28 protein-coding genes and 1 tRNA gene are annotated in these 24394 nt (G+C 61.9%); 20 read left to right on the top strand and 9 right to left on the bottom strand.

All coding sequences use genetic code 11. The features are described from left to right. Positions 1-24: 24 nt before the first annotated feature. The 7 genes from WH367_RS02080 to tatC all read left to right on the top strand — a co-directional run bounded on the left by WH367_RS02080 (position 25) and on the right by tatC (position 4230). Positions 25-429: a phosphoribosyl-ATP diphosphatase gene (locus tag WH367_RS02080; RefSeq protein ID WP_312988089.1), complete on the top strand. Its 405-nt coding sequence runs from the start codon at positions 25-27 to the stop codon at positions 427-429. Further along, positions 426-815 carry a DUF4870 family protein gene (locus tag WH367_RS02075; RefSeq protein WP_021027784.1) on the top strand — a complete coding sequence of 130 codons (390 nt, stop codon included), beginning with the start codon at positions 426-428 and terminating at the stop codon, positions 813-815. The genes WH367_RS02080 and WH367_RS02075 overlap by 4 nt, the downstream gene beginning before the upstream one ends. After that, positions 808-1908 (top strand): patatin-like phospholipase family protein, encoded by a 1101-nt coding sequence (locus tag WH367_RS02070; RefSeq protein ID WP_084635872.1) that lies wholly within the window; start codon positions 808-810, stop codon positions 1906-1908. Before WH367_RS02075 ends, WH367_RS02070 begins: the two co-directional genes overlap by 8 nt. A 90-nt stretch (positions 1909-1998) precedes the next feature. Continuing rightward, on the top strand, positions 1999-2355 hold the full coding sequence (locus tag WH367_RS02065; protein ID WP_339533977.1) for a histidine triad nucleotide-binding protein: 357 nt from the start codon (positions 1999-2001) through the stop codon (positions 2353-2355). A 103-nt stretch (positions 2356-2458) separates the two neighbouring features. Further along, on the top strand, positions 2459-2710 hold the full coding sequence (gene tatA / locus WH367_RS02060; RefSeq protein WP_021027787.1) for a Sec-independent protein translocase subunit TatA: 252 nt from the start codon (positions 2459-2461) through the stop codon (positions 2708-2710). Between the two features lie 65 nt (positions 2711-2775). Beyond that, entirely contained in the window at positions 2776-3297 is a 522-nt protein-coding gene (gene tatB, locus WH367_RS02055) for a Sec-independent protein translocase protein TatB (protein ID WP_116927101.1), read from the top strand. A gap of 138 nt (positions 3298-3435) precedes the next feature. Beyond that, positions 3436-4230, top strand: coding sequence for a twin-arginine translocase subunit TatC (tatC, locus tag WH367_RS02050; protein WP_116927100.1), 795 nt, complete (start codon positions 3436-3438; stop codon positions 4228-4230). 203 nt (positions 4231-4433) lie between these two features. Here the strand turns inward: tatC and WH367_RS02045 are convergent, their stop codons facing one another. After that, the gene (locus tag WH367_RS02045; protein ID WP_339533975.1) at positions 4434-5597 is read right to left on the bottom strand and encodes a trypsin-like peptidase domain-containing protein; all 1164 of its coding nucleotides are present in this window, start codon (positions 5595-5597) and stop codon (positions 4434-4436) included. Positions 5598-5708: 111 nt separating this feature from the next. Then, positions 5709-6041, bottom strand: coding sequence for a hypothetical protein (locus WH367_RS02040; RefSeq protein WP_339533974.1), 333 nt, complete (start codon positions 6039-6041; stop codon positions 5709-5711). A 137-nt stretch (positions 6042-6178) separates the two neighbouring features. On the opposite strand from WH367_RS02040, the gene WH367_RS02035 reads away from it, so the two are divergent. From WH367_RS02035 to pdxA, 3 genes are all read left to right on the top strand, one after another. Next, positions 6179-7501 (top strand): MFS transporter, encoded by a 1323-nt coding sequence (locus tag WH367_RS02035; protein WP_021027793.1) that lies wholly within the window; start codon positions 6179-6181, stop codon positions 7499-7501. A 101-nt stretch (positions 7502-7602) separates the two neighbouring features. Further along, positions 7603-8355, top strand: a complete 753-nt coding sequence (locus WH367_RS02030) for a Nif3-like dinuclear metal center hexameric protein (RefSeq protein WP_339533973.1) — start codon at positions 7603-7605, stop codon at positions 8353-8355. Positions 8356-8378: 23 nt separating this feature from the next. Beyond that, positions 8379-9431 (top strand): 4-hydroxythreonine-4-phosphate dehydrogenase PdxA, encoded by a 1053-nt coding sequence (pdxA, locus tag WH367_RS02025; RefSeq protein WP_312988098.1) that lies wholly within the window; start codon positions 8379-8381, stop codon positions 9429-9431. A 72-nt stretch (positions 9432-9503) separates the two neighbouring features. On the opposite strand, the gene mscL is transcribed toward pdxA, so the two are convergent. Then, positions 9504-9932, bottom strand: a complete 429-nt coding sequence (gene mscL / locus WH367_RS02020) for a large conductance mechanosensitive channel protein MscL (RefSeq protein WP_021027796.1) — start codon at positions 9930-9932, stop codon at positions 9504-9506. A gap of 131 nt (positions 9933-10063) precedes the next feature. Here mscL and petA point away from each other — a divergent pair, with 131 nt between their 5' ends. The 6 genes from petA to WH367_RS01990 all read left to right on the top strand — a co-directional run bounded on the left by petA (position 10064) and on the right by WH367_RS01990 (position 14361). Next, positions 10064-10660: a ubiquinol-cytochrome c reductase iron-sulfur subunit gene (gene petA, locus WH367_RS02015; RefSeq protein WP_021027797.1), complete on the top strand. Its 597-nt coding sequence runs from the start codon at positions 10064-10066 to the stop codon at positions 10658-10660. A gap of 9 nt (positions 10661-10669) precedes the next feature. Further along, the gene (locus WH367_RS02010) at positions 10670-12118 is read left to right on the top strand and encodes a cytochrome b (RefSeq protein WP_021027798.1); all 1449 of its coding nucleotides are present in this window, start codon (positions 10670-10672) and stop codon (positions 12116-12118) included. Between the two features lie 18 nt (positions 12119-12136). Beyond that, positions 12137-12901 (top strand): cytochrome c1, encoded by a 765-nt coding sequence (locus WH367_RS02005; protein ID WP_339533972.1) that lies wholly within the window; start codon positions 12137-12139, stop codon positions 12899-12901. A 123-nt stretch (positions 12902-13024) separates the two neighbouring features. Further along, positions 13025-13636 carry a glutathione S-transferase N-terminal domain-containing protein gene (locus tag WH367_RS02000; protein ID WP_116927111.1) on the top strand — a complete coding sequence of 204 codons (612 nt, stop codon included), beginning with the start codon at positions 13025-13027 and terminating at the stop codon, positions 13634-13636. A gap of 78 nt (positions 13637-13714) precedes the next feature. Continuing rightward, entirely contained in the window at positions 13715-14236 is a 522-nt protein-coding gene (locus tag WH367_RS01995) for a ClpXP protease specificity-enhancing factor (RefSeq protein WP_312988100.1), read from the top strand. Positions 14237-14285: 49 nt separating this feature from the next. Continuing rightward, positions 14286-14361 (top strand) — tRNA-Thr (locus WH367_RS01990). Positions 14362-14440: 79 nt separating this feature from the next. Here WH367_RS01990 and WH367_RS01985 read toward each other — a convergent pair. After that, entirely contained in the window at positions 14441-14749 is a 309-nt protein-coding gene (locus tag WH367_RS01985; protein WP_021027801.1) for a hypothetical protein, read from the bottom strand. Between the two features lie 241 nt (positions 14750-14990). On the opposite strand from WH367_RS01985, the gene secA reads away from it, so the two are divergent. The 4 genes from secA (at position 14991) to WH367_RS01965 (ending at position 20591) form a co-directional block, all read left to right on the top strand. Next, complete coding sequence (gene secA / locus WH367_RS01980; protein WP_339533970.1) at positions 14991-17729, top strand: preprotein translocase subunit SecA; 2739 nt, start codon at positions 14991-14993, stop codon at positions 17727-17729. A 79-nt stretch (positions 17730-17808) separates the two neighbouring features. Further along, on the top strand, positions 17809-19041 hold the full coding sequence (gene argJ / locus WH367_RS01975) for a bifunctional glutamate N-acetyltransferase/amino-acid acetyltransferase ArgJ (RefSeq protein WP_339533968.1): 1233 nt from the start codon (positions 17809-17811) through the stop codon (positions 19039-19041). Between the two features lie 84 nt (positions 19042-19125). Beyond that, positions 19126-20082: an ATP-binding protein gene (locus WH367_RS01970; protein ID WP_339518465.1), complete on the top strand. Its 957-nt coding sequence runs from the start codon at positions 19126-19128 to the stop codon at positions 20080-20082. Between the two features lie 35 nt (positions 20083-20117). Further along, positions 20118-20591: an NUDIX domain-containing protein gene (locus WH367_RS01965; protein WP_339533966.1), complete on the top strand. Its 474-nt coding sequence runs from the start codon at positions 20118-20120 to the stop codon at positions 20589-20591. A 48-nt stretch (positions 20592-20639) separates the two neighbouring features. On the opposite strand, the gene WH367_RS01960 is transcribed toward WH367_RS01965, so the two are convergent. The 5 genes from WH367_RS01960 to WH367_RS01940 are packed head-to-tail and all read right to left on the bottom strand — an operon-like array spanning position 20640 to position 24389. Further along, complete coding sequence (locus WH367_RS01960; RefSeq protein WP_116927086.1) at positions 20640-20852, bottom strand: DNA gyrase inhibitor YacG; 213 nt, start codon at positions 20850-20852, stop codon at positions 20640-20642. 48 nt (positions 20853-20900) lie between these two features. Then, complete coding sequence (gene zapD, locus WH367_RS01955) at positions 20901-21656, bottom strand: cell division protein ZapD (RefSeq protein ID WP_339518462.1); 756 nt, start codon at positions 21654-21656, stop codon at positions 20901-20903. Between the two features lie 3 nt (positions 21657-21659). Then, complete coding sequence (gene coaE / locus WH367_RS01950; protein WP_339533964.1) at positions 21660-22289, bottom strand: dephospho-CoA kinase; 630 nt, start codon at positions 22287-22289, stop codon at positions 21660-21662. Between the two features lies 1 nt (position 22290). Then, positions 22291-23151, bottom strand: a complete 861-nt coding sequence (locus tag WH367_RS01945; RefSeq protein WP_339533963.1) for a prepilin peptidase — start codon at positions 23149-23151, stop codon at positions 22291-22293. 17 nt (positions 23152-23168) lie between these two features. Beyond that, positions 23169-24389, bottom strand: coding sequence for a type II secretion system F family protein (locus WH367_RS01940; protein ID WP_021027810.1), 1221 nt, complete (start codon positions 24387-24389; stop codon positions 23169-23171). Positions 24390-24394: the final 5 nt, after the last annotated feature.

The following is a 24394-nucleotide window of genomic DNA, read 5'->3' as shown; positions in this document are numbered from 1 at the left end:
TGGCTGCTTCGCTATATTTTCGTTATGACCGATACCTCTGCTTCCGCTGCCCTGTCCTCCACCGATGCCTTGCTGCGTCTGGCCGAGGTGCTGGAGTCGCGCAAACCCGCCAATGGCGGCGATCCTGAGACCAGCTATGTGGCACGCTTGCTGCACAAGGGCCCGGATGCCTTTTTGAAGAAGGTGGGGGAGGAGGCGACCGAAGTGGTGATGGCGGCCAAGGATGTGGACCATGGCGCGCCAGCCTCCAAGCTGGTGTACGAAGTGGCCGATCTGTGGTTTCATACGATGGTGGCGCTGGCCCACTATGGCCTGAGCCCCGCCGATGTGGTGAACGAGCTGGCGCGCCGCGAGGGCTTGAGTGGCCTCGAAGAAAAAGCGATGCGCAAGGTGAAAGACCGTGAAGCTGAAGAAGGGAGTTCCGCATGAACGACGTCGTTGACGTGAAGACCGTTGATTCGGCCGCGATGGAAAGCCTCAAGACCTGGGGCTGGGTCAGCTATCTGCTGCACCTGATTGTGGCCGTGGCAGCGGTGGTGCCCACCGCCCAGGCCAGCATCGTGCTGCTGCTGATCGCGCTGGTGATTGACCTGGTCAAGCGCAGCGATGCGCAGGGTACCTGGCAGCAAAGCCATTTTTCCTGGCGCATCCGCAGCGTGGTCTGGGCCGGCGTGCTGTATGTCATCACCGCGCCGCTGTGGTTCCTCTTCGTCGTTCCGGGCTGGATCGCCTGGACCCTCATTTCCGTCTGGTTCCTCTATCGCATCGTGCGCGGCATGGTGGCGATGAACAAAGACCAGGCCATCAATGGCTAGCCACACACCAGCACCCGAGACGCCGGAGCCAGCAGCCCCCGCTGAGGCCGAAGCGCCCAAGCGGGTGCCTCGCTCCAAGGGGGTGGACGAGAACACGCCGCCCATCAGCCTGGCCTTGCAGGGTGGCGGCTCGCATGGCGCCTTTACCTGGGGCGTGCTCGATGCCTTGCTGGCTGACCGCAGCCTGTGGATAGAAGGTGTGAGCGGCACCAGCGCCGGGGCGATGAACGCCGTGGTGATGGCCTATGGCTACGGCAAGGCAGCAGCCACCGAAACCGACAAGCGAAAAGCCCATGACGCGGGCTGTGAATCGGCCCGCGAGAGCCTCAAGCAGTTTTGGGAAGGGGTAGGCACGATGGGCAGCCTGATGGCGGGTGTGCCGATGGCCGGCAAGGCCATCTGGGACATGATGAGCCAGTGGCTCTCGCCCTACCAGACCAACCCGCTCGACATCAACCCCTTGCGCCGCCTGCTGGAAAAGGTGGTGGACTTTGACTTTCTCCAGCATGAGCAGGGCCGCAATGCGCCCCGGGTATTTGTCTGCGCCACCAATGTGCGCACCGGCAAGGGGGAAGTCTTCAGCGGCAAGCGGCTGACGGCCGACGCGGTGATGGCCTCGGCTTGCCTGCCGATGATGTACAAGGCCGTCGAGATCAAGGACCAGTACTACTGGGATGGCGGCTACTCCGGCAACCCCTTGCTCTACCCGCTGATCTACCAGACGGGCAACAGCGATGTGCTGCTGGTGCAGCTCAACCCCATTGAATACAACGAGGTGCCGACCAACGCCCAGGAGATCATGGACCGCATCAACGAGATTACCTTCAACGCCAGCTTGCTGGCCGAGCTGCGCGCCATGGGCTTTGTGCGCCGCCTGCTCGATGAAGGCAAGCTGGACCGGGAGCGCTACAAGTACATGCTGATGCACCATGTCGATGGAGGTGCTGTGCTCAAGAGCTATGGCGCATCGAGCAAGAACCGCTCGGATGCGCCTTTTGTGCGCGAGCTGTGCGAGCGGGGCCGTGTCTCCGGCGAGAACTGGCTCACCAAGCACCGGGCGGATGTTGGTGTGCGATCTGGTTTCAAGGTGTAATCTACTGCCTGTTGGCACAGTTGCTGCTTGTGCCGGTTACTGCGGGTTGCCAGCAACGACGGCACCCTTGTTTTGAGAGATAAGAAGTTTATGCACGATCCTGATTGCCTTTTTTGCAAAATCATTGCCGGCCAGATCCCGTCGAGCAAGGTCTATGAAGACGAGGACATGTTGGTGTTCAAGGACATCCACCCTGCCGCGCCCGTGCATCTGCTGATGGTGCCCAAGCTGCATATCGCCTCGATGGCACAGGTCGGCGCTGAACAGGCACCGCTGTTGGGCCGCATGCTGGCCAAAGCGCCGCAACTGGCGCTGGATAACGGCTGCCATCCCTATCCGCAAGGGGGTTTCCGGCTGATGGTCAACACCGGCGAGGAGGGCGGCCAGGAGGTGCACCATCTGCACATCCACCTGCTGGGCGGCCCCCGGCCCTGGAAAAAGGGCTGAGCCCTGCGCAGGCCAAGGGCTGAAGCCCTGGCCGCGTGACAGTATTACGAAACCGGTAGATGCCCAAGGCGTCTAAAATGCGCATATTCGCTAGGAGAATTTCATGGGTTCCTTTTCTGTTTGGCATTGGCTGATTGTTCTGCTCATCGTGGTGCTGGTATTTGGTACCAAGAAGCTCAAGAACATCGGCACCGATCTGGGTGGTGCCGTCAAGGGCTTCAAGGATGGCATCAAGGACGGTGGCGAATCCGCCTCGCCCGCTGCATCCACGACGACCACGGCACAGCAAGTGGGTCAGTCGCCTGCGGCTGACAAGAACACCACCATCGACGTCGAAGCCAAGAACAAGGGCTGATGTGCGCATGACAGGGGCTGCGGGCAAGCCGCAGCAACCGCTTGTGTGCATTCGATGGGGTTGGAATGTTTGATCTCGGTATCTCCAAGATGGCCTTGATCGGTGCGGTGGCACTGATCGTCATTGGCCCTGAAAAACTGCCGCGCGTTGCGCGCACGGTAGGCACATTGCTGGGCAAGGCACAGCGCTATGTCAACGACGTCAAGTCCGAGGTCAACCGCTCGATGGAGCTTGACGAGCTGCGCAAGATGAAGGAGAACGTCGAGTCGGCCGCGCGTGATGTGGAAAGCACCATCCGCACCAACTCCGCAGACTTCGAGAAAAACCTCAACGACCAGGCCAATGGCACGGCTTCATCGGGCAGCGACGACAGCTTCTACACCGCCGATCCCTATGCCGAGAGCTATGACGGCGGCTCGGCATCGACGGTGGCTCCGGTCTACCACCACCCTCGCAAGAACTGGCGCGTGAAGCGCGGCGCCACACCCCAGTGGTACAAGCACCAGGCGGGTGTGCGCACCCATGTGCAATCGGGTGCAGCGCGCGTGGCACGTTTTCGGCCCAAGAAGCCATCGTCTGGCCTGTGATGGCGCCCGCAACGCAGCCCGCTCACAGAGCCGCGCGTTGGCATGTTTTCTCACTGGTATTTCCATCGGCCCGGGGCGCTGCAGCCTGCGCTAACGCGCTGCGCTCCCGTGAGGCCTTGATCCGCAACAGATATCCCCATGTCCGAAACCCCTTCTAAAGAAGACGAGCTGGCCGGCACCGAGCAGCCCTTTGTGCAGCACCTGATGGAACTGCGCGATAGGCTGCTCTACAGCATTGGTGGCGTGCTCGTGGCCCTGGCTTTGTTGGCCTTCTGGCCTGGCCCCGATGGGCTGATGAACTTCATCGCGCATCCGATCAAGATGCACATGCCGCCCGATGCCAAGCTGATTGCCGTGGGCGTGTTCTCGCCTTTCATCGTGCCCCTCAAGGTGCTGGGCATGGCGGCCATTTTGCTGGCCTTGCCCTGGATCATGTACCAGCTCTGGGCCTTTGTGGCCCCGGGCCTCTACATGCATGAGCGCAAGTTTGCGCTGCCGTTGATCTTCTTTGGCAGCTTGCTGGCCTATGCCGGCATTGCCTTTGTGCAGCTGTTTGTGCTCGATCGCATGTTTGGCTTTATCCAGCATTTCACGCCGTCGAGCGTGGCGGCCACGCCCGATATTGCCTCCTATGTCGAAGCCATTTTGTCGCTCTACCTGGCCTTTGGCCTGGCCTTCCAGGTCCCCATTGTGGTGATCCTGCTGGTGCGGCTGGGCATCGTCGAGATCGCCAAGCTCAAGTCGTTCCGGGGTTACTTCATTGTGCTGTCCTTTGTCATCGCGGCGGTGGTGACCCCTCCCGATGTGCTGTCGCAGATTTCGCTGGCCGTGCCCATGTGCATTCTGTATGAGGTCGGTATCCTGGGCGCTACCTGGTTCTCGCGCAACCAGCCCAAGAAGGAAGAAGAAGCGGACACGGACGCAGCGGCCTGACCGGCTACCTGCCCACCAGATACGCCAAAGCCCCGTGCTGACCTGAGATCAGCCGGGGCTTTGCTGTTGGTGGGGCGGGGCCAGCACCTGGGGTGGGCCTGGTGCGGCGTGGTTGCGGGGATCGGGTTCGACGGCACCGATCCACATCCCTTTGATCCACGCGCAAAGGCGAGGGCGCTGCCAACGCCGCTCGCCGCCAGGGCTTAACGCCGGCCTTGGGGCATCGCGCGGTTGTTGACCGGGCGGGTGCCGGGGGTGATCGGCAGGGTTAGACTCTGGTCACCCCGGCGCAGCTGCACTTCGGACGTGGTGCCGGGCACGAGAGCCGCCACGGCAGTCAGCAGGCTTTGCACATGGTGCACCTGCATGTCGCCGATCTGGGTGATCACATCGCCCGGACGGATGCCGGCATTGGCAGCCGGCCCGCTTTGCAGAACGCCGGTGATGATCACACCACTATCGGCCTTGACGCCAAAGGTTTCGGCCAGCTCGGGCGTCAGGTCATTGGGCTCGACGCCGATCCAGCCACGCGTCACCTTGCCGTCGCGCACAATGCTGTCGAGCACATTCTTGGCCAGGGCCACGGGGATCGCAAAGCCAATGCCCATGCTGCCGCCCGAGCGCGAATAGATGGCCGTGTTGATGCCCACCAGGTTGCCATTGACATCGACCAGCGCACCGCCCGAGTTGCCGGGATTGATGGCCGCGTCGGTCTGGATGAAGTTCTCGAAGGTGTTGATGCCCAGCTCGCTGCGGCCCAGCGCGCTGATGATGCCGCTGGTGACCGTCTGGCCCACGCCAAAGGGGTTGCCAATGGCCAGCACCTGGTCACCCACCTCGGCCGAGTCGGAGTTGCCCAGCACGATGACGGGCAGCTTGTCCAGGCTGATCTTGAGGATGGCCAGGTCGGTTTCCGGATCGGTGCCAATGACGCTGCCCTTGGCTTTGCGGCCATCGGTCAGGGTCACCTCGATGTCGTCGGCCGCTTCGACCACATGGTTGTTGGTGAGCACATAGCCGTCGGGGCTGACGATCACGCCGCTGCCCAGGCCCGCCTGGTTTTGCACGCCCTGGTCGCCAAAGAAGAACTGGAACCAGGGATCATTGGCGCGTGGATGGCGCACTGCCGTGCTGGTATTGATGCTGACCACTGCCGGCGAGGCCTTTTTGGCCGCAGGGCTGAAGCTGCTGGTGGCCACACTGGTGCGGTTGGCCTCGCTTTGCGGCGCCTCGATCAACGCAATACCGGCATTGCTGCGTACGGCATTGTTGCGCTGCAGCCAGCCCGGCTGCAAGGTGGCGACGATAAAGTACAGGGCCAGCAAGACGGTGACCGATTGTGCGAAAAGAAGCCAGAGGCGTTTCATAAAACCTGGGGTTGGGTGTGGGGTGGCCGCGTCTGGCTAACAGCCCTGAGCGGCGCAGAACATTGCCATTGATTATGGCACCGGGCTTGGTGGCAAGGCTCTGCCAAGGCGCTAGCTGCTGTGCAGACCATGCATGGGTTCGCGCTCGATTCGGGCCAGAGGGCCCTGCGCATTCTGGCGCATAGCGCTGTCATCTGCGATGTATTCCATCGTCTTTTGCGATGTCATGGGGGTGACATCGTTCTCGAAACGGTACCAATCTGTTCGATTTTCTGCGAAGTCCTGCAAAATAAGTTGCTTGCGGAACAATATCAGGCTGAACATCGCCGCCGGCTGTGGTGGCATGCCCCAGCGGCGGGCGATACTTTTCGTGACACCGGCAGAGCCCAAAGGGTAAGTACCTAGAATGGTTCCCCAACCTTTTGACTGCGCTCTTTTGCTCATCGTGGTTCCCTGCGAACGGGTCCATCTCTCCTCTCGCTGGCCCTGACTCCCGCCATCCCGGGTCTCGCCGAACCCCTTGATATGCGCCCATAACGCGCTGCGCTTTGCGCTGTCCTGCTCTGGAATGTAGAGGACACATGACTTCGCTGACTGCTGACCAAGGTGGGGCCCAAGCCGCCTCGCCTGCCAACCGGCCTTTGAACCGGAACGATTACAAGACCCTGGGCCTGTCGGCCTTGGGCGGCACCCTGGAGTTTTATGACTTTGTGGTGTTTGTATTTTTTGCCAACGTACTGGGCTCGCTGTTCTTCCCGGCGTCGATGCCCGACTGGATGCGCCAGCTGCAGACGCTGGGCATCTTTGCGGCCGGCTACCTGGCACGCCCCATTGGCGGCATCCTGATTGCCCACTTTGGCGACATCCTGGGCCGCAAGCAGATGTTCACCTTGTCGGTGTTCCTGATGGCGGTGCCCACCTTGGTGATCGGCCTGCTGCCCACCTATGAGACCATCGGTCTGGCCGCTCCCATCTTGCTGCTGGCCATGCGCGTGCTGCAGGGCGCAGCGATTGGCGGCGAAATGCCCGGCGCTTGGGTGTTTGTCGCAGAACACGCCCCTGCCAAGCGCTACGGCTTTGCGATTGGCTCGCTGACCTCGGGCATCACCGGCGGTATTTTCCTGGGCTCGATCATTGGCGTCTGGCTCAACAGCGTCTACAGCGCGGCCGAGATCCACGACTGGGCTTGGCGCATTCCCTTCATTCTGGGCGGCGTGTTTGGCCTGGTGTCGGTGTACCTGCGCAAGTTCCTGCATGAGACCCCCATCTTCCAGGAGATGCAGGCCCGCAAGCAGGTCGACCGCGAACTGCCGCTCAAGACCATCCTGCGCGACCACCGCGAAGCCAGCGTGGTCGTGGCACTGATGACCTGGATCCTGTCCACCGCCGTGGTGGTGGTGATTCTGTTCACGCCGTCCTACCTGCAAAAGGTGTTCCATATCGCGCCTGCGGTGGCCCTCAAGGCCAATGCGGTGGCGACCGTGACCTTGACCATCGGCTGCGTGTTCTGGGGCTGGCTGTCGGACCAATGGGGCACGCGTGCCGCCATGGTCCTGGGCTGGGGCGGCATGGCTGTCACTGCCTATCTGTTCTACCTGAACCTGCCAGGCACCGAGATCTCGCTGGTCTGGACCTATGCGCTGGTGGGCTTCTTTGTGGGTGCGATCTCGCTGCTGCCCGTCGTCGGTGTGCGCGCCTTCCCGCCTGAAGTGCGCTTCACGGGCCTGTCCTTCTCCTACAACATGGCCTATGCGGTGTTTGGTGGTTTGACGCCGATGCTGGTGTCCGTCTGGCAACAGGCCGATGTGATGGCGCCTGCGCACTATGTGGCCGCGATGGGCGTGCTCGGCGTCGCGATGGGCTTTTGGCCGCTCGCCGTCAAGGGCTGGGTTGCCAAGAAGTAAATCGGCATCAGACTGATGGCCCCGCAACCCGCTGCATGCCTGGCATCAGCGGGTTTTCTGTTTCTGGCCTGGCGCGCCGCACAGGTCTGAGACAATCGGGCATGACTACGACCCGCCAAGACATGCTGCAGGCCTTTGATGCGCTACTGCAGCCCGCCCGCTTCAAAGACTATGGCCCCAACGGTTTGCAGGTGGAGGGCAAGACCGAGATCCGCAAGCTGGTCAGCGGGGTGACGGCATCGCGGGCGCTGATCGAGGCGGCCATTGCCGAGCAGGCCGATGCCATCTTTGTGCACCATGGGCTGTTCTGGCGCGGCTACGACGGCCGCATCACCGGCTGGATGAAGCAGCGCATCGAGCTGCTGATCAAGCACGACATCAATTTGTTCGCCTACCACCTGCCGCTGGATGCACACCCGGAGCTGGGCAACAACGCCCAACTGGGCGCGCTGCTGGGTTGGCAGGCCGATGCCCGCTTTGGCGATCAGGAGCTGGGCTTTATTGGCAGCTTCGATGCGGTGGCGCCGGCGCAGGTCGCTGCGCATATCCAACAGACCCTGGGGCGCTCCGTCACCCTGGTGACGGGCGAGACGCCGCGCCCCATCCGCCGCATGGCCTGGTGCACCGGGGGCGCACAAGGTTTCTTCGAGGCCGCGATGGCTGCCGGCGCTGATGGCTTTTTGACCGGTGAAATATCCGAACCCCAGGCCCATCTGGCGCGCGAGACCGGCGTGAGCTTTTTTGCAGCCGGCCACCATGCCACCGAGCGCTATGGCGCGCCGGCAGTGGCTGCCGCCGTGGCCCAGCAGCTGGGTGTGGCGCACCGCTTTATCGATATCGACAACCCCGCCTGAGGCTTTCTCCAGAGGACCTGCCTGTGCACTCCGCTCCCTTGCTCGCCATCACCCAGGGCGACCCTGCCGGCATTGGCCCGGAAATCGTGGCCAAGGCCTTTCGCGATGCGCCTGCGCAGATGCAGGGCTGCTTTGTCGTGGGCGAGCTGCAGACCCTGCGCCGCGCAGCGCAGCTGTTGCAGGGCCCAGGCCGCTGCGCGCTGCCGGTGGCCGAGATTGCTGAACCGCAAGAGGCTTTGCAGGTGCCACCCCGTTGCATGCCAGTGCTGTCGCTGCCGGGCTTGCCCGGGCCATTGCCCTTTGGCCAGGTGCAGGCCGAGGCCGGGCGTGCTGCTGCCGAGTGCGTGCGCTGGGCTGCGCGCCAGGCCTTGCAAGGCCGGATTGCCGGGCTGGTGACGGCGCCACTGAACAAGGAGGCGCTGCACCTGGCAGGGCTGGCCTTCCCCGGCCATACCGAATTGCTGCAGGCCGAAGCGGCCGAGCATGCCGGGCTGCCACTGGCACAGATGCCCGTGCGCATGATGCTGGCCAATGAGGCGTTGCGCACCGTGCTGGTGAGCATCCATGTATCGCTGCGCGATGCCATTGAGGCGGTGACCCAGGCGCAGGTGCTGGAGACCATCCGCATCACGCACGAGGCCTTGCTGCGTGCTCTGGGGCGGCCACCCCGGATTGCGGTGGCAGGGCTCAACCCCCATGCCGGGGAGGCCGGGTTGATGGGCCGCGAGGAGCTCGAGCACATTGCGCCTGCGGTGGCCGCTGCCCAGGCGCTGGGCATGCAGGTGATCGGGCCGGAGCCGCCCGATACCGTGTTCATGCGGGCCCGCCACAGCGCCGGGCACCCGGGCGCCTTTGATGTGGTGGTCGCCATGTACCACGACCAGGGCCTGATCCCCGTGAAGTACCTGGGGCTGGACGAGGGCGTCAACGTGACCCTGGGCCTGCCGCTGGTGCGCACCAGCCCGGACCACGGCACCGCCTTTGATATTGCCGGCCAGGGCCTGGCCGATGCGGCCAGCCTGATCGCGGCGGTGCAGATGGCGCGCCGTTTGGCAGCGGGGCAAGCGCAGGCATAAAAAAGCAGCCTCGAGAGGCTGCCGGGTAGCGGTGCAAAAGAAGCAGAATTTCTGCTTCTTTGTTGCAAAAAATCAACGCTTTTGCTGCAGGCTGTCGCGGATTTCACGCAGCAGCACCACGTCTTCCGGGGTGGCAGCGGGCGCTGGAGGGGGCGTGTCGCGCTTGAGGCGGTTGATCTGTTTGACCATCATGAAAATAATGAAAGCCAGAATCGCGAAGTTCACCGCGACGGTGATGAAGTTGCCATAAGCAAACACCGGGATGCCCGCTTTTTTCAGCGCGTCGAGTGTGCGCGGCACGCCATCGGGAATGGTTCCCAGCACCACGAAGAGATTGGAGAAGTCCAGCTTGCCAAAGACCAAACCGACGATGGGCATGATCAGGTCATTGACGACCGAATCGACGATCTTGCCAAAAGCGGCGCCGATGATCACACCAACGGCCAGATCCATCACATTGCCCTTGACCGCAAACTCGCGGAATTCCTTCATGAAGCTCATGCGCTGCTCCTGTCAAATAAACATGACGCCTAGTATCGCTCAGCTTCAAGGGTTTCGGCGCATTGCATGATGGGCAAGACACTTCATACAATCCGCAAAAACCGAGATATAAGCGTTGACCAAGGAGCCCCATGAGTGATTCTTCCATCGACTCCAGTAAAAGGACGTGGCTGATAGCGTCGGGATGCGCAGGTGCTGTCGGAGGAGTCGCCACTGCGGTCCCCTTTGTCAGCTCCTTCCAGCCGTCAGAAAAGGCTAAGGCCGCCGGCGCTGCCGTTGAAGTGGATATCTCGGAGCTCAAGCCCGGCGAGAAAATCACCGCCGAATGGCGCGGCAAGCCGATCTGGATCCTGCGCCGCACGCCCGAGCAGATTGCCGAGCTGCCCCAGCTCGATGGCCAGTTGGCCGATCCCAAATCGGAGCGCACGGCCTACCCGACTCCGGACTACGCCAAGAACGAAACCCGCTCCATCAAGCCCGAGGTGTTGGTGGTGATCGGCATCTGCACCCACCTGGGCTGCTCGCCCACCGACAAGCTCCAGCCCGGCCCCCAGCCTTCGCTGCCCGATGACTGGAAGGGCGGCTTTCTCTGCCCCTGCCACGGCTCGACCTTTGACCTGGCCGGGCGCGTGTTCAAGAACAAGCCCGCGCCCGACAACCTCGAAGTGCCAGCGCACCAGTATCTGAGCGATACCAAGCTGCTGATTGGCGAAGATAAAAAAGCATAAGGAAGCGCCATGGCACACGAATTCAAGGAGATATCGCCGAACGCCACCTTGGGCGCCAAGGCCGGCAACTGGCTGGAGAACCGCTTTCCCACGGCATTTGAGGCCTACCGGGTCCATATGTCGGAGTACTACGCACCGAAGAACTTCAACTTCTGGTACATCTTTGGCTCGCTGGCGCTTTTGGTGCTGGTGATCCAGATCGTCACGGGCATCTTCTTGGTGATGCACTACAAGCCCGATGCCGAAAAAGCCTTCGCCTCGGTCGAGTACATCATGCGCGATGTGCCCTGGGGCTGGCTGATCCGGACCATGCATTCCACCGGCGCCTCGGCCTTCTTTGTCGTGGTCTACCTGCATATGTTCCGCGGCCTCCTGTATGGCAGCTACCGCAAGCCGCGTGAGCTGGTCTGGGTCTTTGGCTGCGCGATCTTCCTGTGCCTGATGGCCGAGGCCTTCATGGGCTACCTGCTGCCCTGGGGCCAGATGTCGTACTGGGGCGCGCAGGTGATCGTCAACCTGTTCTCGGCCATTCCCTTTATCGGCCCGGACCTGGCGCTGCTGATCCGGGGCGACTATGTGGTGGGCGATGCAACCCTGAACCGTTTCTTCAGCTTCCATGTGATTGCCGTGCCGCTGGTGCTGCTGGGCCTGGTTGCTGCGCATTTGTTGGCCTTGCATGATGTGGGCTCCAACAACCCCGATGGCATCGAGATCAAGGGCCCGAATGCGCCCAAGGATGCGCAGGGCCGGCCGCTCGATGGCGTGCCTTTCCACCCGTACTACACGGTGCATGACCTGTTTGGTGTGGCGGTGTTCCTGTTCATCTTCTCGGCCATCGTGTTCTTTGCGCCGGAGATGGGTGGCTACTTCCTCGAATACAACAACTTCATCCCGGCCGACCCGCTCAAGACGCCCAACCATATCGCCCCTGTCTGGTATTTCACGCCGTTCTATTCGATGCTGCGTGCCATCACCAGTGAGATGATGGTCGCTTTGTCGGTGATCCTGGTCGCAGCCGTGGCCTATGTTTGCATCAAGACCCGCATGGCCGCCATCCTCAAGGGCTTGCTGGTGCTGGTGGCGCTGGTGGTGCTGGCGCTGTTTGGTGCCTTTGCCTTCACCGGTATTGCAGCGCTGGGCGGTATTGACGCCAAGTTCTGGGGGGTGGTGGTGATGGGCCTGGCAGTGATCATCCTGTTCTTCCTGCCTTGGCTGGACCACAGCCCGGTGCGCTCCATCCGCTACCGCCCGCACTGGCACAAGTATGTGTATGCGGTGTTTGTCGTGAACTTCGTGGTGCTCGCCTATCTGGGGGTGCAGCCGCCATCGCCGATTGGCGAAAAGGTCTCCCAGGTGGGTACCTTGTTCTACTTTGGCTTTTTTCTGCTGATGCCGTGGTGGAGCCGCAAAGGCACACCCAAGCCGGTGCCTGAGCGTGTCACCTTCCATGCGCACTGAACCAGAAAGCATCCCACGATGAAAAAAATCATTCTCTCCGCATGCCTGGGTCTGGGTGTGCTTTTAGGGGCCGGTGCTGTGCAGGCGGCCGAAGGCGGCGTGGCCTGGGACAAGTTCAAGCCCGACACCACCAACACCACTTCCTTGCAAAACGGCGCCAAGCTGTTTGTGAACTACTGCCTCAGCTGCCACTCGGCCGCCTTCATGCGTTACAACCGTCTGCAGGATATTGGCCTCACCGAGCAGCAGATCAAGGACAACCTGCTGTTCACCACCGACAAGGTGGGTGAGACGATGAAGGCGGCCATCGATCCGAAGCAGGCCAAGGAGTGGTTTGGCGCCAACCCGCCAGATCTGACCTTGGTCGCGCGCTCACGCGCGAGCCACCAGGGCACCGGTGCCGACTACCTCTACACCTTCCTGCGCGGCTTCTACAAGGACGACACCAAGGCCACCGGCTGGAACAACATGGCCTTCCCCTCGGTGGGCATGCCCCATGTGCTGTGGGAACTGCAAGGCGTGCGCGTGCCGGTCTACCAAGAAGTAGAGGAGCATGGACACAAAACCCAGGTGTTCACTGGCTGGCAGCAGGTCACGCCGGGCAAGATGAGCTCCACTGATTTCGATAAGAGTGTGGGTGATTTGGTGAACTATCTACAATGGATGGGTGATCCCAGCCAGAACACCCGCATGCGCGTCGGCGTCGGGGTGCTGATATTTTTGCTGGGACTCATCTTCATCACCTGGCGCCTGAATGCGGCGTTCTGGAAAGACGTGAAGTAAACGTATTTGCGTGCAGCCGGTTCAGTCCCTGTGAGCAGGGCTTGAATTGGGGTAGCCGATTTGTGTAGAGTGGGCGGCATTGACTGCAGTCCACTCTTTTTTGATTTTGAGGAGCCTCTCACCATGATGGTGCTTTATTCGGGAACGACCTGCCCTTTCTCCCACCGCTGCCGCTTTGTGCTGTTTGAAAAGGGGATGGATTTTGAAATCCGTGATGTGGACCTGTTCAACAAGCCCGAAGACATCAGTGTGATGAACCCCTATGGCCAGGTGCCTATCCTGGTCGAGCGCGACCTGATCCTGTACGAGTCGAACATCATCAACGAGTACATCGACGAGCGCTTTCCCCACCCACAGCTGATGCCCGGCGACCCCGTCGAGCGCGCCCGTGTGCGCCTGTTCCTGCTGAACTTCGAAAAAGAGCTGTTCACGCACGTGCACACCTTGGAAGAGCGTGCCGTCAAGGGCAACGAGAAGGCACTGGAAAAGGCCCGCGCACAGATCCGTGACCGCCTGACCCAGATGGCTCCAGTGTTCCTGAAGAACAAGTTCATCCTGGGCGAGAACTTCTCGATGCTGGACGTGGCCATTGCGCCGCTGCTGTGGCGCCTGGATTACTACGGCATCGAGCTGTCCAAGAACGCAGCGCCGCTGCTCAAGTATGCCGAGCGCATCTTCTCGCGTCCCGCCTACATCGAGGCGCTGACGCCGTCCGAAAAGGTCATGCGCAAGTAAAAGCCGCCTGGCCCGCCATTGGGCGGGCAGCGCTGCGGGGCCGTGCTCCGTGGCGCTGGAGAGCGCAGAAAGTGTCCTATGAGTGAAATCCAGACAACATCCACCCAGCCGTACCTGATCCGCGCCTGGGTGGAGTGGTGCAATGACAATGGCCTGACCCCGTACCTGAGCGTTCGCGTCGACAAGACGGTGCTGGTGCCGCGCGAGTTTGTCAAAGACGGCGAAATTGTGCTGAACATCAGCTATGACGCAACGAGTGCGCTCAAGCTGGGCAATGACTACATCGAGTTCACCGCCCGTTTTGGCGGCGTGCCGCGCGACATCATGGTGCCCGTCAGCCGCGTGGTTGCCATTTTTGCGCGTGAAACCGGCCAGGGCATGGGCTTTCCGCCGCCTGAGGACCTGCTTGATGACGATGCCGACATCGCGATGGCTGCGCTCGAAGGCGCTGGCGATGCGGGCGAACCGGCTGGCGAGGCCAATGCTGCGTCTCCGGTGATGCAGGTCGTGACCTCCAGCGAGGAGCCTCCGGCTCCCGATGGCAAGTCGCCCGGCCGCGCAGGCAAGGGCGGCAAGCCTTCACTCAAACTGGTCAAATAGGCCTCATTCGGCTTTGTTACGGGCAATCCCGTATAGAATGCCGTGTGTTGCCGGTTTAGCTCAGTTGGTAGAGCAACCGCCTTGTAAGCGGTAGGTCATCAGTTCGATTCCGATAACCGGCACCAGATTCCCAAGCCGTTCCCAGCAAATGCTGTGAACGGCTTTTTTGCGTCTGGCGGTGTTCAATGGCGCTGGCGGAGTCGCTCAACGCAGTACTTTGAGGCGAATGTCTGCCGTTGGGTAGCCTTTGACGCGCAGATGGGCCGCCATCGCCGGCAGCAGCTGCTTCATCTTGGCGGCGCAGGCATTGTTGGCCACCAGCAGGCACCACTGGTCGCCATCGATGGGCCCGGGCTTGATCGAGGCGCGCAGCATCGGCGGGATCAGCGGCTCCACCAGTTTGAAGCGGGTGGCAGACTCCCGCGTCAAAGCCACGAGGCTGGCCAAGGTGGGCGCCTCGCTTGCGGCTTGTTCTACGGTGACGGCGAAATGCCGACGTTGGGGCTGGATCATGGCTGGGTCATGGCTGGATAGGGGTGTCAGGGGCAGCCCGGGGGCGATAGCCATACATTGCAATGCACCTGCCACAACGCATTCTATTCAGGGTTGTAGAATGTTTTATTCGGCAGGCGTCGTTCCCGGTATTGAAGCCGGGGTCATTGCCTCCATCTGACACAACACTAATCACTAGGAATTCCGGTCGCATGGCAGGGGTGGACGCAAGTGCATTCCCTGGTTGTGTGGTTCTGTTCGCATGGCAACCAATTTCTTCACCAAAATTTTTGGCAGTCGCAATGATCGCCTGCTCAAGCAATACCGCAAGGTCGTCGCTCGCATCAATGCGATGGAGCCCGAGTACGAAAAGCTCAGCGACGAACAATTGCGCGAGAAGACGCAGGAGTTCAAGAACCGCATCGCTGGCGGAGAATCGCTGGACAACATCCTGCCCGAGGCATTTGCCGTGGTGCGTGAAGGCTCCAAGCGGGTGATGAAGATGCGCCACTTCGATGTGCAGATGCTGGGCGGCATGGCCCTGCATTACGGCAAGATCGCCGAAATGCGCACCGGCGAAGGCAAGACCTTGACGGGGACCCTGCCCGTGTACCTGAACGCGCTGAGCGGCAATGGTGTGCACGTGGTGACAGTCAATGACTACCTGGCCACACGTGATGCGACCTGGATGGGGCGCCTCTACAACTTCCTGGGCCTGTCGGTGGGTATCAACCTGTCGCAGCTGCCCAAGCATGAGAAGCAGGCCGCTTACAACTCCGACATCACCTACGGCACGAACAACGAGTACGGCTTTGACTACCTGCGCGACAACATGGTGCAAGATGCCAGCGAGCGCGTGCAGCGCCGGCTGAACTTCGCCATCGTCGACGAGGTGGACTCGATTCTGATCGATGAGGCGCGCACGCCCTTGATCATCTCCGGCCAGGCCGAAGACCACACCGCCGCCTACCTGGCGATGCGCGAAGTGGTGCCGCTGCTCACGCGCCAGGAAGGTGAGGCCGACCCCCGCACCGGTGAGGGCGTGACCAAGCCGGGCGACTTCACGGTCGACGAAAAGGGCCACCAGATCCACCTGACCGAGCAAGGCTACGAAGCGGCCGAGCGCATTCTGGCCGAAAAGGGCATGCTGGCCGAAGGCGCCTCGCTCTACGACCCTGCCAACATCACGCTGGTGCACCAGCTGTATGCCGCATTGCGCGCCCAGCACCTCTACCACCGCGACCAGCACTATGTGGTGCAGGGCGGCGAGGTTGTGATTGTCGACGAGTTCACCGGCCGTCTGATGTCGGGCCGCCGCTGGAGCGAAGGCCTGCACCAGGCCGTTGAAGCCAAGGAAGGCGTGGAAATCCAGGCCGAGAACCAGACCCTGGCATCGATCACCTTCCAGAACTATTTCCGCCTGTACAACAAGCTGGGCGGCATGACCGGTACCGCTGACACCGAGGCTTATGAGTTCCAGGAAATCTACGGTCTGGAAACCGTGGTGATTCCGCCCAACCGCCCCAGCAAGCGCGATGACCAGCTCGACCGCGTCTACAAGACCACGCCCGAGAAGTATGCAGCGGCGATCCAGGACATCCGTGAATGCTACGAGCGCGGCCAGCCTGTGCTGGTGGGCACGACCTCGATCGAGAACTCCGAAATCATCGACGAGATGCTGAAGAAAGAGAACCTGCCCCACCAGGTGCTCAACGCCAAGCAGCATGAGCGCGAGGCAGACATCATTGCCCAGGCGGGGCGCCCCGGCGTCATCACCATCGCGACCAACATGGCTGGCCGGGGTACCGACATCGTGCTGGGCGGCAATATCGAAAAGCAGATTTCCGCCATCGAGGCCGACGAGTCGCTGTCCGAGACGGAGCGCCGCAACAAGGTGGAAGCCTTGCGCGCCGAGTGGAAGGTCGAGCACGACAAGGTGACCGAGCTGGGTGGCCTGCGCATCATCGCGACCGAGCGCCATGAATCGCGCCGTATCGACAACCAGCTGCGTGGCCGTGCCGGCCGCCAGGGTGACCGTGGCTCCTCGCGTTTCTACCTGTCGCTGGACGACCAGCTGATGCGCATTTTCGCAGGCGACCGTGTCAAGGCCATCATGGAGCGCCTGAAGATGCCCGATGGCGAAGCCATTGAAGCGGGCATCGTGACCCGCTCCATCGAAAGCGCCCAGCGCAAGGTGGAAGCGCGCAACTTTGACATGCGCAAGCAATTGCTGGAGTACGACGACGTTGCCAATGACCAGCGCAAGGTCATCTACCAGCAGCGCAACGAGATTCTGGATGCGGCCGATCTGGCGCCGATGATCGACGGCATGCGCGACAGCGCGCTGGCCGATATCGTGCGCCAGTATGTGCCCGAGCAGTCCATGGAAGAGCAGTGGGACCTGGCTGGCCTGGAGAAGGTGCTGCGCGACGAGTGGCATATCGAGCTGCCCCTGCAGCAGCTGCTGGAAGGCGCCGAATCGATCTCCGACGAGGAAATCGAAGAGAAGGTCGTTGCCGAAGGCGCACGCCTCTTCAATGACAAGCTGGAGCAGGCGGGCAAGGAGAACTTCATGCAGTTCATGCGTGCGGTGCTGCTGCAAACCCTGGATTCCAGCTGGCGCGACCACCTGGCCGCACTGGACTACCTGCGCCAGGGCATCCACCTGCGCGGCTACGCCCAAAAGCAGCCCAAGCAGGAATACAAGCGCGAGGCTTTCGAGCTGTTTAGCCAGCTGATCGACCAGGTCAAGACCCAGGTCACCCGTGTGATGATGTCGGTGCAGATCCGCTCGCCCGAGCAGCTTGACGAAGCCACCGAGCAGCTCGAGCAGAGCAACGACCGCACGGCCCATGTGACCTACAGCGGCCCCGATGAGTCGGGTGATGCCGAGGCCAGCGAGCCGCTGCCCATGCCCGAAGGCCTGCGTGTGGCCCGCAATGATCCATGCCCATGCGGCAGTGGCAAGAAATACAAGCTCTGCCACGGTAAACTCGCATAAATTACCGGATTGCTTCACCACAACGGGCTTTGACTGGTTCATCGCCCGTTTTTTTCATGGTTCCAAGGAAAAGACTGATATGCCCGTCAATTTGAAAGCCCCAGTAGCGCAGGACCTGGCTCCTGTCGCCGGTATTCGCATTGGTGTGACGGAGGCCGGCGTGCGCAAGGCCAACCGCAAGGATGTGACGGTGTTCTTGCTGGACGAGGGCAGCCATGTTGCCGGCGTGTTCACCAAGAACCGCTTTTGTGCCGCGCCTGTGCAGATCTGCCGTGAACACCTGGCCAGCCACAGCCAGTCCATCCGCGCCATCGTCATCAACACCGGCAATGCCAATGCCGGCACCGGTGCCGATGGCCTGGCCCGTGCCCACGCCACCTGCGATGCGCTGGCAGGCCTCTTGAAGATCGATGCCCAGCAAGTGCTGCCGTTCTCGACCGGCGTGATCATGGAGCCGCTGCCAGTGGACCGTATCACTGCGGGCCTGCCTGCAGCCATTGCCGATGCGCAAGCGGGCCACTGGGCCAAGGCGGCCGAAGGCATCATGACCACCGACACCTTGCCCAAGGCGTTTTCCGCCTCGGCCACCGTTGGCGGCAAGACGGTGCAGGTCACCGGTATCAGCAAGGGCGCCGGCATGATCCGCCCCAATATGGCGACCATGCTGAGCTTTTTGGGCACCGACGCAGCCATCAGCCCCGAGCTGATGCCGGCGCTGGCCAAAACGCTGGCCGACCAGTCCTTCAACCGCATCACGATCGATGGTGACACCTCGACCAATGACTCCTTTGTCGTGGTCGCCACCAACCAGGCGGGCAATGCCCCCATCACCGACTGGAACACCGCCGATGGCCAGGCCTTGATGGCCGCGCTGCGCGAAGTGGCACAAAAGCTGGCGCAGGCGATTGTGCGCGACGGCGAAGGCGCCACCAAGTTCATCCAGATCGAGGTCGAGCAAGGCCGTACCGAAGAAGAATGCCGCCTGGTGGCCTATGCGATTGCGCATTCGCCGCTGGTCAAAACCGCCTTCTTTGCCAGCGACCCCAACCTGGGCCGTATTCTGGCCGCTGTGGGCTATGCCGGTATCGAGGATCTGGACCAGACCCAGATCGAGCTCTACCTGGACGATGTGCATGTGGCCACCAAAGGCGGCCGCAACCCGGCCTACCAGGAGGCCGATGGCCAGCGCGTGATGAAGCAGCAGGAGATTGTCGTGCGCGTGCAGTTGGGCCGTGGCAACGCTTCCACCCAGCTGTGGACCTGCGACCTGAGCCATGACTATGTGAGCATCAACGCGGACTACCGCTCCTGATACCGCTTGGCCAGCGCGCCGGGCTGCCCAAGGCTGGGCAGGTGCCGGCCCCGCTGGCCTTTCAACCTTGTGCGTCTGGATACCATGACCGAGTCTTCCCACTCCCCTTTTTCTCCGCTTGAGCGCCTGGTGCAGCGCGCCGAGCAGCTGATGCAGCGCATCGAGTCCGTCCTGCCCCAGGCGCTGCAGGCGCCGGCTGACTGGAGTGACGCCATTGCCTGGCGCTACCGCAAGCGCGCCAATGGCTGTGGCGTGCTGGAGCCGGTGCGCCATGTGGGGGCGATGTCCCTGTCCGATCTGCAGAACATCGACGGGCAAAAAGAGAAGATTGCGCGCAATACCGAGCAGTTTGTGCAAGGCAGCACTGCCAACAATGTGCTGCTCACGGGCGCGCGCGGGACCGGCAAGTCGTCCCTGATCCGCGCCTGCCTGCATGCCTATGCGCCCCAGGGCCTGCGCCTCATTGAGGTGGACAAGGCCGATCTCACCGACCTGCCCGACATCGTCGATGTGGTGGCTGGCCGGCCCGAGAAATTCATCATCTACTGCGATGACCTGAGTTTTGAAGAGGGCGAGCCCGGCTACAAGGCGATGAAGTCGATCCTGGATGGCTCCGTGTCTGCAGCCACGCCCAATGTGCTGGTCTATGCGACCAGCAACCGCCGCCACCTGTTGCCCGAGTACATGACCGACAACCTGGCCCAGCAAAAGGGCGAGAACGGTGAGATCCACCCCGGCGAAGTGGTGGAAGAGAAGATTTCACTGTCCGAGCGCTTTGGCCTGTGGGTGAGCTTTTACCCGTTCAGCCAGGACGAGTACCTGCGCGTGGTGGGCCAGTGGCTGTCTGCGCTGGGTGTGGCGGAGGCCGATATCGAGGCCGCCAGGCCAGAGGCCCTGGTCTGGGCGCTGGAGCGCGGCTCGCGCAGCGGCCGGGTGGCCCACCAGTTTGCCCGCGACTGGGCTGGCCGCAGCCACCGCGAAGTGCAGGGCCGCCAGAAGATTGCCGATGTGGCCGACCTGGGCGAAGAGGCCCAGGATTGAAGAAACCGGGCTGCCCGTGCAGCCCATGAAGACCTATGAGCCAGACTGATACCACCGAGACCCGCAGCCATACCGAAGTGGCGGTGGGCGTGCTGATCCGCGAAAGCGACCATGCCCTGCTGATAACCAGCCGCCCCCTGGGCAAGCCCCGCGCGGGCTGGTGGGAGTTTCCCGGCGGCAAGCTCGAAGCGGGCGAGACCGTCGAAGAGGCGCTGCGCCGTGAGCTGGTCGAAGAGCTGGGCATCCGCATCGACAACTGCATCGCCTGGAAGGTGACCGAGCACGACTACAGCCATGCGCTGGTGCGCTTGCACTGGTGCAAGGTGACGCAGTGGTCGGGTGATTTTGAGATGCGTGAAGGCCAGCAGATGTCCTGGCAGCAGTTGCCGCTGACGGTGAGCCCGGTGCTGGAGGGGTCCTTCCCCGTGCTGCAATGGCTGAGCGAGGAGCGGGGCCTGCCTTTTGACCCTGCAACCTATATCCAGGCGGCAGAAGCTGCAGTGAAATAAGCAAAAGCAGCACCGCCAAGTGCTGCGGTTGCTAAACGTCGGGGATTCTCAGTCTTCCAGTCGGGGATCGCCGTAGGGCTGGTCCAGCGGTGGCGATTGGGCGGGCACCCGAAAATCCTCATTGCCCCAGGCGCCCAGGTCAATGAGCTTGCAGCGCTCGCTGCAAAAAGGGCGAAACCGGTTGCTGCGTGCAAAGCTGGAAGGGCCGCCACACTGGGGGCACTGGATGCTGGGGAGTGCGTTGTCTGCGGAAGAACTCATGCAGGCATTGTAGGGTGCCTGCGGGCTGGCGCGATGGCTGCGCGGTCTTCAGGCGCAGAGCACCATCTCGTACTGGCCATCCTGCGTGGTCAACGCCAGCTGCCCGCTTTCGGTCTTTTGCAGCATGCGTATCGAGATCATCAGGCGGTTGCCGCTGATCTCGGGCACCAGGCTGGAGCTCGGGTCGATCTTGAGGCGCAGCAGCTGGTAGATGCGGCCCTGGGGCAGGTTCTGCTGGAACTGGCCGCGCAGGGTTGCAATGCGCTGCGGCGCACCCGCATCCCGAAAGAGCCGCAGCAGCAAGATGAGGGCGCTGGCCAGGGGCGCAAAGCAGGCCGTCCAGCCCTGCAGATCGGCGCGGCGGCTGTTGCTGTCGGCATGCAGCCAGGCGTGGTAGCTGGGCAGGTCGAAGGTGCAGGTGCCTCCAGGGATGCCGGTGCGGTTGCGGATGGCCATCAGCCACTCGTTCTCGATCAGCAACTGGCTGGGCTTGCCGTTCTGGGCCCGTAACTCGCTGTGGGCGGCGTCGATCTGGCCAATCACCTTGTCGAGCATGTCCACAGCAATCATCGGGTTGTCGCGGTAGGCATTGAACTGCTGGCGCTGGCGTTCGAGGTCCTTGAGCAGGTCGGTCTTGAGGTCGCTGCGGGAGGCCACATCCATCACCTCGAACAAGGTGGTGATGGCGAAATGGTGGTCGATGTCCGTGTCGCGCTGCAGGAGTACGTCAAGCCGGCGCAGCAGGTACTCCAGGCGGAGATAGGCTCGCACACGTTCGTTGAAGGGGTACTCGTAAGTTATCACGGATCAGTCGGGCTGCAGAGGGCGGTAGTTCGCTATCAATTCATTGTATAGGTCGAATACGGCCTCGCCTAGCGCTTGTAACGACAGCGTTTCATTCCACAGCACCCAATCGGCCTTGCGCAGGCGTTGCAGCCGGCTCGCCTGCTGGGCCATGATGGCCTCAATCGCCGATGCTGGCAGCTGGTTGCGCTGCTGCACCCGGGCTATTTGCGTGCTTTCCTGGCAATCGACCACGATGACCTGGTCCAGGCGTGGGCTCCACTGGCTGGACTCGGCCAGCAGCGGGATGTCAAAGATCACCAGGGGCGCATTGGTGGCGTTGCAGGCCTGCTGGTACTGCTGGTCGATCTGTTGGCGGATCAAGGGGTGCAAGATGGCTTCGAGCTGCGCCTTGTAGGCCGGGTCGCGAAAGGCGGCCTCGCGCATCTGTGCGCGGTCGAGCGCGCCGTCTGCATCGATAAAGCGGGCACCCATCTGGGCCGCAATCGGGGCGATGGCCGCGCCGCCCGGCAGCGTGAGCGCGCGGGCAATGCGGTCGGCATCGATTACATGGCAGCCCCACTGGGCAAAGCCCTGGGCGACGGTGCTTTTGCCGCTGCCAATACCCCCGGTAACGCCAATGCGCGGCCGCATATCAGGGCTGTAGCAGGCGGTCGACGATACCGGTGCCGAACCACATGACCAAGAAGCCGGCACCTGCGAGAAAGGGGCCAAAGGGGATATAGCCGCCTTCGCGCAGGTTGGAGAAGATCTTCATCGCAATGCCGATCACAGCGCCAACAACGGAGGAAAACAGTGCAATCGGTATCAGCGCTTGCCAGCCAAACCAGGCGCCCAGCGCAGCCAGCAGCTTGAAATCGCCATAGCCCATGCCTTCCTTGCCGGTCAACAGCTTGAAGGCCCAGTAAATCAGCCACAGTACCATGTAGCCAATGGCGGCGCCAAACAGCGAATCTTTGAGCGGCACATCGATCCAGCCCATCGCACTGGCCAGCAAGCCTGCCCAGAGCAGCGGCAAGGTCAGGTCATCGGGCAGCAGGGTCGTGTCCCAGTCGATCAGCGCCGCGGTCAGCAGCACCGATGCAAAAAAGCACCAGGCCAGGCCGGTAGCGCCCAGGCCCCAGCGGTGGATGCAGTAGGCCCACAGCAGGCTGTTGGCGATTTCTACGACGGGGTAGCGGGCAGAAATACGCGCTTTGCACTGGCTGCAGCGCCCCTTCAGAAAAAGCCAGCTGAGCACGGGCACGTTCTCATACCAGCGGATCTGGTGGCTGCAATGTGGGCAGCGTGAGGCGGGGGTCCAGAGGTTGAAACGATCTGCTTTGATATCAGCCTCAGGTGCTGCCTGCGGTGCTTGGGCACTGTCCGTCGCTGCCAGCATGTCCTGGGCATCACGCCGCCATTGGCGTTCCAGCATCAGCGGCAGGCGGTGCACCACCACATTCAAAAAGCTGCCCACCAGCAGGCCCAGCAGGGCAAACAGCCCTGTGTTCAATTGCGCTTCTGACACAGTTACACCACCTGGCCCAGCTTGAAGATCGGCAGGTACATCGACACCACAATGCCGCCGATGATCGTGCCCAAAAACACAATGATGATGGGCTCCATCAGGCTGGACAGGCCGGCAACGGCCTCGTCCACTTCGGCTTCGTAAAAGTCTGCCGCTTTGCCCAGCATATGGTCGATCGAGCCGGATTCCTCGCCGATCGCGCACATCTGCAGCACCATCGAGGGGAACACATGGGCATCCGACATGGCGACGGTGAGGCTGGTGCCGGTAGAGACCTGCGCCTGGATCTTCTCGGTTGCCACCGCAAACACGGCATTGCCGGAGGCGCCACCCACCGAGTCCAGCGCTTCGACCAGGGGAACACCGGCGGCAAACATGGTCGACAAGGTACGCGTCCAGCGCGCCACGCAGGATTTTTCAATCAAGGGGCCAAAGATCGGCACCTTCAGCAGCCAGCGGTCCATCGCGCGCTGCATTTTCTCGCTGCGCTTCCAGGCCTGCAAAAAGAAGTAGATGCTGCCACCAATGCCAAAAAAGATCAGGTACCAGTAACTGACAAAGAAATCACTGATGCCCATCACGATCAAGGTGGGGCCGGGAAGATCAGCGCCAAATGAGGTGAACACCTCTTTGAATGCCGGAATCACAAAGATCATGATGATGGCCACCACGACAAAAGCGACGATGACCACCGAGGTCGGGTACATCAGGGCCGAGCGGATCTTGCTCTTGATGGCCTCGGTCTTTTCCATGTAGGTGGCCAAGCGGTCGAGCAGGCCTTCCAAAATACCGGCTGCTTCACCGGCCTCGACCAGGTTGCAATACAGCGCATTGAAGTACATCGGATGGCGGCGAAAGGCGGTGCTCAGTGACGAGCCCGACTCCACATCGCTGCGCACATCGTTGAGCAGCTTGGTCACACTGGGGTTGGTACTGCCCCGGCCGACGATGTCAAAAGCCTGCAGCAAAGGCACGCCGGCCTTCATCATCGTGGCCAGCTGGCGCGTGAACAAGGCGATGTCCTTGGGCTTGATGCGCTTGCCCGAGCGCATGCGGCGCTTTTTGATCTTGGACGGCAAAATGCCTTGCCGGCGCAGCGATGCGATGACCTGGTTTTCTCCACCCGCGCGGGACTCGCCGCGCACGATCTTGCCGTTGCGGTCCTTGCCTTCCCACTCATAAACGGCTTCGTTCGATGTTTTCTTGTTGACTGTAGTTGCCATTTATC

This window comes from Comamonas sp. MYb21 (assembly GCF_037479395.1).
Taxonomy (GTDB): Bacteria; Pseudomonadota; Gammaproteobacteria; order Burkholderiales; family Burkholderiaceae_C; genus Comamonas.
This window is presented reverse-complemented; position numbering and strand designations above follow the sequence as displayed.